The 10661-nt window shown below is 32.8% G+C and carries 9 protein-coding genes; 3 read left to right on the forward strand and 6 right to left on the reverse strand.

What is annotated here, in order from left to right:
* Positions 1-11 precede the first annotated feature (11 nt).
* From frhD to METIG_RS09040, 3 genes are all read right to left on the reverse strand, one after another.
* Positions 12-557, reverse strand: coding sequence for a coenzyme F420-reducing hydrogenase, FrhD protein (gene frhD, locus METIG_RS09030; RefSeq protein ID WP_013799915.1), 546 nt, complete (start codon positions 555-557; stop codon positions 12-14).
* A gap of 135 nt (positions 558-692) precedes the next feature.
* Positions 693-1922, reverse strand: a complete 1230-nt coding sequence (gene frhA / locus METIG_RS09035) for a coenzyme F420 hydrogenase subunit alpha (protein WP_157209567.1) — start codon at positions 1920-1922, stop codon at positions 693-695.
* A 390-nt stretch (positions 1923-2312) separates the two neighbouring features.
* On the reverse strand, positions 2313-3194 hold the full coding sequence (locus METIG_RS09040; RefSeq protein ID WP_013799917.1) for an MraY family glycosyltransferase: 882 nt from the start codon (positions 3192-3194) through the stop codon (positions 2313-2315).
* A 188-nt stretch (positions 3195-3382) separates the two neighbouring features.
* Here METIG_RS09040 and METIG_RS09045 point away from each other — a divergent pair, with 188 nt between their 5' ends.
* From METIG_RS09045 to METIG_RS09055, 3 genes are all read left to right on the forward strand, one after another.
* Positions 3383-5944, forward strand: a complete 2562-nt coding sequence (locus tag METIG_RS09045) for an STT3 domain-containing protein (RefSeq protein WP_013799918.1) — start codon at positions 3383-3385, stop codon at positions 5942-5944.
* 77 nt (positions 5945-6021) lie between these two features.
* The gene (gene larC / locus METIG_RS09050; protein WP_013799919.1) at positions 6022-7161 is read left to right on the forward strand and encodes a nickel pincer cofactor biosynthesis protein LarC; all 1140 of its coding nucleotides are present in this window, start codon (positions 6022-6024) and stop codon (positions 7159-7161) included.
* A 439-nt stretch (positions 7162-7600) separates the two neighbouring features.
* On the forward strand, positions 7601-8140 hold the full coding sequence (locus METIG_RS09055; protein ID WP_013799920.1) for a tRNA (cytidine(56)-2'-O)-methyltransferase: 540 nt from the start codon (positions 7601-7603) through the stop codon (positions 8138-8140).
* A 247-nt stretch (positions 8141-8387) separates the two neighbouring features.
* Here the strand turns inward: METIG_RS09055 and amrS are convergent, their stop codons facing one another.
* The 3 genes from amrS to METIG_RS09070 form a co-directional block, all read right to left on the reverse strand.
* Entirely contained in the window at positions 8388-9401 is a 1014-nt protein-coding gene (amrS, locus tag METIG_RS09060) for an AmmeMemoRadiSam system radical SAM enzyme (RefSeq protein WP_013799921.1), read from the reverse strand.
* Between the two features lie 62 nt (positions 9402-9463).
* The gene (locus tag METIG_RS09065; protein ID WP_048055613.1) at positions 9464-9961 is read right to left on the reverse strand and encodes a chorismate--pyruvate lyase family protein; all 498 of its coding nucleotides are present in this window, start codon (positions 9959-9961) and stop codon (positions 9464-9466) included.
* Positions 9962-10024: 63 nt separating this feature from the next.
* Positions 10025-10387 carry a DUF7121 family protein gene (locus METIG_RS09070; protein WP_052297405.1) on the reverse strand — a complete coding sequence of 121 codons (363 nt, stop codon included), beginning with the start codon at positions 10385-10387 and terminating at the stop codon, positions 10025-10027.
* Positions 10388-10661 lie beyond the last annotated feature (274 nt).

Raw genomic sequence — 10661 nt, forward strand, 5'->3', positions numbered from 1 at the left:
TTTCTCCCCCGTTATTGTTGGTTTTTTCTCAATTCTTTTAAGATGATTTCTACGGCTTTATCAACAGCTTCTTCAACCTCTTTGCTTAAACCAATAACCACATCTGGCTCAGATATGTATTTTGCCTGACAACCAACAACCATAATCTCTATTCCAAAAGTATCGCTAACCTGCCTCAGTATTGTTGATAATGGCCAATCGTGGATATCAATCCTATTATGTTCTGGGTTTGGTAGATCGTCTTTTTTTAGTATCTTAATTTCTCCTGGTTTTAATCCGAAATCAATAACGTCCACAACGATAATTTTTTTAGTTTTTGAATTTTCGTCTATGAGTGTTAGAACTTGCTGTGGAGCTCCAGCACCCGCATCTACTAAAGCAATGTTCTTTTTTTCTTCTTCTGTAAGAATATTATTTAGTTTTTCAATTACATGAACGCTAAATCCATCATCTGCAAATAATATGTTCCCACAAGCCAAGACCATGATTTCTTTTTTTAAATAAGAAGGTGTAAAGTCAAACAAATCTTCATCTTCAATGTCTAAGCGTGTTTTCATCATTTCACCAAAGGATAGCAAGAAATGATTGAGTTAGTTATCAACTAACGCCCCATACAACCCCATGCGCGGGTTGTCCCTCTCAGGGTCCCTTTCGGGTTCCCCCTCGAGTTCATCCTTTGGGGCGCTGATGATTTAGATTCTTCTTACTTCAATGACTTCTTTTGTTTCGTCATCTTTAACGATGACGTGTGTTGCACATGAAGCTCATATGTCATAAGCTCTCATGATAACTTCCGCATATTGGTGTGGATAACCTTCGATTGCCTTTTCAACTATTGGCATGTTCCATGTTGACGCTGCAATAATTTTGTAGGATTTTATTCTTCCATCTTTTCCAACTTCTGCCATGTGAACATTTGTTGCTCTTGGTGCCTCGTGAACACCAATTCCAAATCCATCTTTGTATTCTGGCTCTACTCTTGTTTTTCCGTTGAGGTTTAACTCATCAAGGATTTCAAATACTCTATAAACTGCTCCAAGGTTTTCTTGTGCTCTTGCAATGTTTATGTCTAATGCACTTCCTCCTGCTTTAAAGTTTCCAAATTTAACCATCCTTGCTCTTGGACCTCCCTCTACTGGAACTCCACAGTAGAGTGGGATTTGGTTTGTTGCGGTTTGGGCAATTTCTGGGTTTTTGTAGTATCTTTGTGCTGGGATTTCGGTTACATTATCCCAGTCTATAGCGTTTCTGTCTCCAAATGTTGTGTGTGTTGCAATGTATGGGTAGTCGTGAGCTCCCAAGTCAGAAATTCCTACTTCTTCTAAGTATCTTTCAATGAGCATTTCTAAGAGTTCATACATTTGGTAAGCAGCTTTTTCGTATTCTCTACATGCATAGTATATTTTTGATTTTGCTCTTTCTGTAATGTTTGTTCTCATTCCACCAATAACAATGTTTGGTGGGTGAATTCCTTCTCCCCCAACAATGTCTACAATTAATTGTCCAACTTTTCTCATTTTTTGTATGAGTTTTATTGCCTCTACCTTCAAATCTTGTTCATTTGGTTTTATGAAGTCATCAGCTATTAACAAATGGTGCAATGGATGAGAATGCATTCTGTTTCCTAATCCAACTAATTCCCTCAACAATCTTCCATCTTCTGGAATTTCGCATCCAATAGCGTCCTCAATTGCCTCACATGAAGCAATTCCGTGAGTTGTTTGACAGATACCACAAATTCTCATGACTGCAATTGGTGCAAATTCCGCAGGTCTTCCTTTTAACATTGTTTCAAAGCCCCTAACTGGGGTAGTGTTTGGATAGTATGCTTTTGTCACGATACCTGCATCATTCACTTCTAAAATTAATTTGGCGTGCCCTTCATGTCTTGTTGTAGGGGCAATTTCTATAGTATTTGTCACAGTGTCCACCTCCAAAAATAAAATTAATCTATTAACCTTTTTAAAGGGCGTTATATAAAGAAATATCTCTTTAAAAATGTAAATATAGGTATTTAATTTCTTAGATATGTCAAAAATTAATATTTTATACTATTATAGTAATAATAATTTTTATAATGTATTAAAAAATGAATAAAAAATAAAAATTGATAATGAAAATTTGGCATTAATCTACAATAACATAAGTCAATTTCGAAAACTTTATTAAACTTAGAAAAAAATAGTTTTTTGGAGTGTTGTCTTTTTTAAATTTAAAGGCAGATGATGATATTGTCCCCGGCTGATTTATGATGAGATGGGCTCAGCTGATGCCTATTTTTAATATCTAAATTTGAATTTTAATATAAAACTTTAATATAGGATTTTTGTAGTTATTAAGCTCAATACTCCACAAAATATTGAGATCCCCCAAATTACAAAAACAATTTCACATTCCTTCATAGGTTTCTTTTTTAGTATGATTCTTGGTAGTGATAAATAACCTCCCTCAACATAGAGTTTTCCATTTTTTAATACTGTTGGCTTGTGCTCCTCCCTCCTTGTAACTCCAGCGCTATAGAATTTTAATGATGCATCTAAGATATATGGTATCATAATAATTAAAAATGGCAAAATAATTCCTTTCCAAATTGCTACTGTTGCCAAAAACGCGCCTATTGGTAATGTCCCGACATCCCCAGGAAAGACCTTTGCTGGATATTTGTTAAATACAAATAAACCCAAATAAGATGCTACAAAAACCATAACTAACTGAAATCCCCCCACATCTCCAACAATTAGCAAACACAAACCTAAAAATATTAATGAAATAATTCCCACACCAATCTCAAGCCCATTGAATCCTGCAAGCATATTTGTTAAATTTGAGGTTATAGAAACTCCCACTATCAACAAAAATAAATGAAAAATATCCATATTTAGCAAAATTCCTACTGGAATTGCAGCCATTCCAAGCGAGATGAGTTTTTCTTTTGGTGAGAGTTTTGCAATATCATCAATAATTCCAATGATCCCAGACAACATCACAACAACTAAAACATAAGGATTGAAAAATGGCAAAATTGCGATGTTCGTGATTAGTGGTGCAAGTCCCCCCATTTCAGCAACTTTTATTTTTTCCTCTTTGTGTAAATCTATCCCGTATTTTACATTTATCATCTTTTTTATTATGAATTTTGTAAGCATTACAGATAAAACAAATGCAACAATCATAAAAATTACTAAATCCTCCATTATTTCACCTTTCATTGCAAACGTTGCTAATGATAAATAACAATAAATTTATATATCTTTGCTGTTTTAATTTTTTTAGTTAAATTTAGTTGCTTGATGAGTTGTCATATTAAATCTTAATAAGATGTATATGCAGTTTTGTGTTAATATTTATGATATTATTTAGGAATTTTAGAAGGTGGGAAAGGATGATTGAATATCTTAATAAAGTGTCTGAATTTTTTAAAAAACATAAGCATATAAAGATATTTCTTATTGTTTTGGCAATATCGTTGATAAGTTTCCAATTAAGAGCACAGACAGCAGATATGGGATTTACAGATAACCCTCAGCTAAAAAAGATGTTTGCTGATGAACATGGGAGGATGTATCTTATAGCATTAGATCCCTACTACTATTTGAGGTTGAGTGAGAACCTCTACAAACATGGATATATTGGAGAAACATTGAAAGAAGTCAATGGAAAATTAGTCCCTTATGATACATGCCAATACGCTCCTCCAGGACATCCAGTAAGTTGGGAGCCACCAGTAATTTGTATTGTTGAAGTTTTACTTTATGAGATATGGCATTCCATTGATCCAACAGTTAGCATTATGAACGCTGCTTTTTGGGTTCCAGCAATTCTTAGTATGTTGTTGGGAATTCCAATCTACTTTATAGTTAGGAGAGCAACGTTAAGCAATCTTGGGGGGATTGTTGGGGCATTAGCTTTAATATCTGCTCCTGGATTGTTGTATAAAACATCTGCAGGATTCGCAGATACTCCGATATTTGAAGTTTTGCCAATCTTATTTATAATGTGGTTTATTATTGAAGCAATACACAATCAAAATAATATTAAAAAATCATTAATATTTGGGAGTTTAGCAGTTATATTAACAGCACTATACCCAAAAATGTGGGGTGCTTGGTGGTATGCGTTTGATATTGTTTCAGCTTCTCTGATAATCTATGGGATTTATTTAATACTGTCAAAAAAATTGGGTAATACCATTAAACATGAGAATGTCAAAAATATATGTTATTTAATAGGATTTTACATAGCTGGTAGTGCATTGCTAATCTCAATGGCTTATGGGGTTAATACATTTCTTACAGCATTTACAGCTCCACTAAGTTACCAGATAGTTTTAACTACAACCGAACATGCAACAGGATGGCCAAACGTCTATACAACAGTAGCAGAACTTTCAAAACCATCGTTTAGGGATATCGTTAACAACTCAATTGGGGGAATAACATTATTCATATTGGGTATTATTGGGATATTTGCTTCATTTATATCATTAAGGCATGGGAAGAAAGAATTTGATGTTAAATATGCAATATTGCTAACCATTTGGCTACTTGCTACTGGATATGCAGCTACAAAAGGTATTAGGTTTGCTGCTTTAATGACACCACCATTGGCAATTGGTGTTGGTATATTAGTTGGGCAGATCGAAAAATTCGTAATGATGAGTAGAGATAAGTTAGTTGAATATACTCTCTATCCAATAGTTGGATTGGCATGTTTGTGGAGCATTGCAAATTATGGAGCTAAAATCCCACAAATCCTCATTCCAACGACTTATATACCAATTGCTGCTTATACTTTCTTAACCTTGGTTGTTGCATTAGCATTGTATAAAATAGGAGATATTATAAGTTCCAATACTGAATTAAAATTAAAGAAAGGGATTTCCTTAGCATTGGCAGTTGCTTTAGTCCTCCCGCCACTTGCAAATGCAGTTCCATTCTACACAGTACCAACATTCAACAATGGATGGAAAGAGAGCTTAGATTGGATTAAAAACAACACTCCAGACAATGCAGTTATTACATGTTGGTGGGATAATGGACATATTTATACCTGGGCTACAAGAAAGATGGTGACGTTTGATGGAGGTAGCCAAAATTCCCCAAGGGCCTATTGGGTAGGTAGAGCATTCTCAACATCAAATGAAGAACTTGCAGTTGGGATATTGAGAATGCTTGCCACAAGTGGAGATGAAGCATTTAAAAAAGGCAGTGTGCTTATGAACAAAACACACAACAATGTTTCAAAAACAGTAAAGATATTGAATGAAATACTTCCACTAAACAGAAGTGCTGCATACGAAATTTTAACAGAAAAATATGGTTTAACTGATAAAGAAGCAAAAGAAGTATTAAATGCAACGCACCCAAAACATCCAAATCCAGACTATTTAATAACTTACAATAGAATGACTGACATTGCTCCAGTATGGAGCATGTTTGGAAACTGGAATTTCGATTTGCCACCAAATACATCAAACGACAAAAGAGAAAAAGGCTATTACTTCAAAGGAAAAGGAGTGATATACAACAACTCAATTATTACAAAAGTGCGTGTTGGAAACCTCTACTACATGACAAACATACCATTCACAATGGACAACATATCAACTGCAGTAATTGCTTATAAGAACGGGCAACCAAAAATTATTGGACAAGTGAACTTCCATAAAATAATTATAAAAACCCCAAATGGTGTCATTGAAAAAGTTCTTAATAAGGATGGGCAATTGAGTGAAATTGTAAGAGTAGAGTCTGATGGAAGAGTTTATGTATGGATAGCAACAAGGAACCTTGAAGACAGTATATATACAAGATTGCATTTCCTTGATGGATATGGCTTAAAGCATATAAAATTGGTTAAAGCATCATACGACCCAACGAACTTTGGTGTTCAGCCAGGATTTAAGGTTTATGAAGTGGATTATGGAAAAGAATACTTAAAATGAAATTATATTCTATAAAATTTTTTAAATTTTTATAATCTCTTTTTTTATTTTAATTTTTGAAAGTTGAGGTGATTTTTATGATAATACTTAATCCATTCATGGGAATTTCTGGAGATATGTTTTTATCTGCTATGGTTGATTTTGTAGATGAGGAGGGGTTAATAAACACTATAAAAAAGGTTGTTGATGTTGATATTGAGGTAAAGAAAGTCAAAAAGAGAGGGATAATTGCAAATAAAATAAATATAATTCCAAAAGAAAAAGAAAACTTAGAAAACAGAAACTACAAATGGATAAAAAAATTAATTAAAAATTCCAGCATAGATGATAATATAAAGAAACACGCATTGGGCATGTTCAAAATCCTTGCTGAGGCAGAGGCAAAAGTTCATGGTATTGACGTAGAGAAAGTCCATTTTCACGAAATTGGGCAAGTTGACACCATTGCAGATATTGTAGGGGCTGCATATTGTATTGAGAAATTGAAGAATGAAGAATTTTATTATACCCCAATAAATGTTGGTAGTGGGTTCGTAAATACCATGCATGGAAAAATGCCCGTCCCAGCGCCAGCAACATTAGAAATATTGAAGGGATTCGAGATATTCTTTTCTGAATATGGGGAATTAACAACACCAACAGGGGCAACGATAATAAAATACCTAAACCCAAAATTGGCAAAATCTACATTTAATGTTGAAAAAATATCTTATGGAGCAGGGGATAAAGATTTTGAAGCCCCAAATGTTTTAAGGGTCATTAAAGCAAAGGATAACTTTAAAGATGAGGTTTGTTTAATAGAGACAAATGTTGATGATGTTTCTCCTGAAATTTTGGGTTATCTGTATGAGGTTTTGAAAGATAAAGTTAGGGATTTGCATTTTATTCCATGTTTCATGAAGAAAAATAGACCTGCATATATAATAAGAATAATCGCCAATGCGAAGGATATTGATGAGATTTGTGAAATTCTAATGCAAGAAACAGGGACTATAGGCATTAGAGTTATCCCTTATGTACATAGAAGTATTGCAAAGAGAGAATTTAAAACTATTAATGTGTTTGGTGAGGATGTTAAGGTTAAAGTTTCCTATTTTAATGGAAAGATAGTTTCAAAAAAACCCGAATTTGAGGATTTGAAGAAAGTGGCAAAAAAACATAATTTGCCATTAAAAGATGTTTATTTGGAGGTTATAAAGAAGATTAAGAATTTATAACAGCTAAGATACATTACTAAGCTAGTAAAGCAATGCATCCGTTCCAAATCGAAGGTTTGGATAACGAAATCAGAACCAAGATTTTGGGCAATGAAAGCCCACAAAAGATTTTGTTTATCCAAATATAGTCGTGTGCGGAATTAATATACGGCAAAACCCAAAGGGTTTTGCCATTAATTTTTAAAGTTATTTATACGTTAATGAATTTCCAAATAATTGTTATCATTCATTAAAATTTGAAATAACACATTAAACTTAAAAATTTACCAAATTATACGGCAAAACCTAAAGGTTTTGCCAAAAGATATACGGCAAAATCCCTTGGATTTTGCCAAATTTTCTAACGCACACGACTATAGTTTCGTCTGATTGATCAAGTTTTTACTAAATATGCTTTAAGTTGATTTAGGGACAAAAAATTAAGAAACAGGGGATTTTCATGAGAGTTGAGGTTTTAAGATTAGGACATAGAGGAGAGAGGGATAAGAGGATATCAACACATGTAGCATTAACAGCGAGAGCATTAGGAGCAGATAAGATAATATTTACTGTAGAGGACGAACATGTTGAAGAAAGCGTAAAGAAGATTGTAGAGAATTGGGGAGGAAACTTTAAATTTGAAGTTATAAAAAAATGGAAGGAATACATTAAAAATTTTAAAGAAAATAATGGGATTGTGGTTCATTTGACAATGTATGGGGCGAATGTCAATGAGATAATGGATGAAATAAAGAAGGAGTTTGAGGGAAAGAACATTTTAGTTATTGTTGGAGCGGAGAAAGTTCCAAAAGAAGCGTATGAACTTGCTGATTATAATGTATCTATTGGGAACCAACCACATTCAGAAGTTGCTGCACTTGCGATTTTTTTAGATAGGTTATTTGAGGGAAAAACACTCTATAGAAAATTTGAAAATGCAAAAATTAGAATAATTCCTTCAAATGACAAAAAACAAGTTATTATAAAAAAAGATAAATAGCCATGGCTGTGTGCGGAATTACTGATATAACTATAATAATTTTTGGAATTTTTGTTATTTATTTAACCACAATAAAATTTTGAAATAGGCTATGATTATGATTAATTCTTAAATATAGTGTGGTTCTTCCTTTAATTTTATTGGGGATTTTCAACCAATTTATACATAAAAGATTATAAAATTGTGCTCAGGTGTCCCCGATATCATCATATATCAGTGAAGTCGGCAATCATCATCGCACATTCATTTATTTTGTAATGATATCTATTTTTTCACCACATAAAGAGCATCTTGGAGGTTTTGTTAGTAAATCAAGATTAACAATTGATATGGTATATATGTCTCTCCTAATTAACAAGGCTCCACAATTTGGACAATATGTGTGTTCTCCCTCATGTCCTGGAACATTTCCAATATAAACATACTTTAGACCCTCTTCCAATGCCATATTCCTTGCTTTTTCCAAAATCTCAACAGGTGTCGGAGGGACATCCATTAACATATAATCAGGGTGGAATCTTGTGAAGTGGAGGGGCGTTTCTTCCCCTAATCTCTCTTTTACAAATTCTATTATATATAGTATGTCATCCTCGTTATCATTGTATCCGGGGATTATTAGATTTGTTACTTCTACATGTATTCCAAGTTTTTTTGCCAATACGCAGGTTCTTAAAACAGGGTCGAGAGTACCCTGACAAACCTTTTTGTAAAACTCTGCATTTCCTTTAATATCGATATTCATGGCATCTACTGGAAGTTTTTTAAGGGGTTCTTCCTCAATATAGCCATTTGTTACCATTGCATTATATAACCCATGTTTTCTTGCAAGAATTGCTGTATCATACATTATCTCATAGAATATTGTAGGTTCTGTGTATGTGTAACTAATCCCTTCACAGTTATATTCAACTGCAAGATTTACAATATCCTCTGGATACATTTCTCTGTATGGAATCTCATCAGGAGCTTTCTGACTTATCTGCCAATTTTGACAGTGCTTACATCTAAAATTACATCCCCCCGTAGCAATGGATAAAACACTTGAACCCGGATAAAAATGGAATAGTGGCTTTTTTTCGATTGGGTCTATTGCAACAGATGATAACTTTCCGTATCCCATGGCATATAATTTTCCACCAATATTTTTCCTCGCTCTACAAAATCCCCTCTTCCCCTCTAAAATTATGCAATGTCTTGGGCACAAATTACATCTAACTTTATTATCTTCAAGTTCTTCGTAGAACATTGCTTCTTTTAACATGATTTTCACCAATTCTTTTTTAAAATGTTAAGTAAAATTTAGTTTCGGAATAAATTTAGAGACTATAAGTGCTCCCCCACATTAAAAATCTCAGTAATTTGCATTAATATTTTGTTGTTGTGGATAATATTGTATGTTCTTTGAGGAAGTATTTTTCTATCTGTTTTTAATAACTTTCTAACTTCTTTATCAACTTCTTTGACATCAATGTCTATAATTTCTCTTCTTGTTTCAAGATTGTGCATCTTTAAAATCCTCCCAATTGGAATATCCGCAGACAACAAATCCCTTTTTATGCTCTCTCTCAATCCATGCTCAATGTTCTTAAATGGGGTTTTTGAAGTGGCATATACAAGAGGAATATCATTCACTTCAAGTATAACTGTTCTATAGTTAACATCATCTACAATTTTTTGATTTATTGTCTTAACAATGACATCCCCCTCAAATAAAATTTCTAAGAGATTCGTTACACTCCCATCAGTTCCAAGAATCATCTTTTCTTCATTTCTCAACCCATATTTTCTTGATAACTCTCTTATTCTCTCATATATTTTCATACTCTCCCCAAAATACATAGACTCGTTGTATTTTATTATTGCTGGTTGCTATATGTTTTATGTTTATTGTTTTGTTGATATTAATTGATAAAGTTCTTTTGATTTTGCTTTTAATCTGTTTATTTCATAATATATATCTAATAATTCTGCATGGATTTTTGTACTAATTTTTGCATTTTCAAGGACTTTTTGATGTTCTTCTGATGATTTTTTGAGCAATTCTGAAATTTCATTTGGCTTTTCCCTAATTTTTATAGTCAATTCATCAATTTTTTTAATTTTGTTTAATAGTTTGTTGTAATTATCAATCTTCTTTATAATCTCTGCCTCTTTTCTTGTTTGAAGGATATATTCAAGACGTTCAATATTGCTCAAAATCCCATCTTTATTTTGCTGTTTCAATGAATTTATTATATCTGCCCTCATTCTTTTTAAATTTCGTATCTCGCCAATTTTTTCCTTAACAATTTTATTTATAGTTGTGTGCGTTAGAAATTTAGGCGAAAACTCCTGCGGAGTTTTCGCTGCTCGAACCTTCGGTTCGATGAACATAACTTCAATAAAATTTATGGAGCATTAAATATTTAATTTCAGATTTAAAAGGGGGATAATGACTATTTAATATTAAGTTTATAAATAGTTTATGTTATTCTTTATATCTTTATAACTTTATTATAACAATCACAATACCATTAAAAAA

The sequence above is a fragment of the Methanotorris igneus Kol 5 genome (genome assembly GCF_000214415.1).
GTDB lineage: Archaea > AGJL01 > Methanococci > Methanococcales > Methanococcaceae > Methanotorris > Methanotorris igneus.

Bases quoted from the DNA above. Each gene is read 5' to 3' on its own strand.
- frhD (WP_013799915.1), bottom strand. From the start codon at position 557: ATGAAAACACGCTTAGACATTGAAGATGAAGATTTGTTTGACTTTACA.
- METIG_RS09055 (WP_013799920.1), top strand. From the start codon at position 7,601: ATGAGAGTTGAGGTTTTAAGATTAGGACATAGAGGAGAGAGGGATAAG.
- METIG_RS09045 (WP_013799918.1), top strand. From the start codon at position 3,383: ATGATTGAATATCTTAATAAAGTGTCTGAATTTTTTAAAAAACATAAG.
- METIG_RS09040 (WP_013799917.1), bottom strand. From the start codon at position 3,194: ATGGAGGATTTAGTAATTTTTATGATTGTTGCATTTGTTTTATCTGTA.
- amrS (WP_013799921.1), bottom strand. From the start codon at position 9,401: ATGTTAAAAGAAGCAATGTTCTACGAAGAACTTGAAGATAATAAAGTT.
- METIG_RS09065 (WP_048055613.1), bottom strand. From the start codon at position 9,961: ATGAAAATATATGAGAGAATAAGAGAGTTATCAAGAAAATATGGGTTG.
- METIG_RS09070 (WP_052297405.1), bottom strand. From the start codon at position 10,387: ATGAGGGCAGATATAATAAATTCATTGAAACAGCAAAATAAAGATGGG.
- larC (WP_013799919.1), top strand. From the start codon at position 6,022: ATGATAATACTTAATCCATTCATGGGAATTTCTGGAGATATGTTTTTA.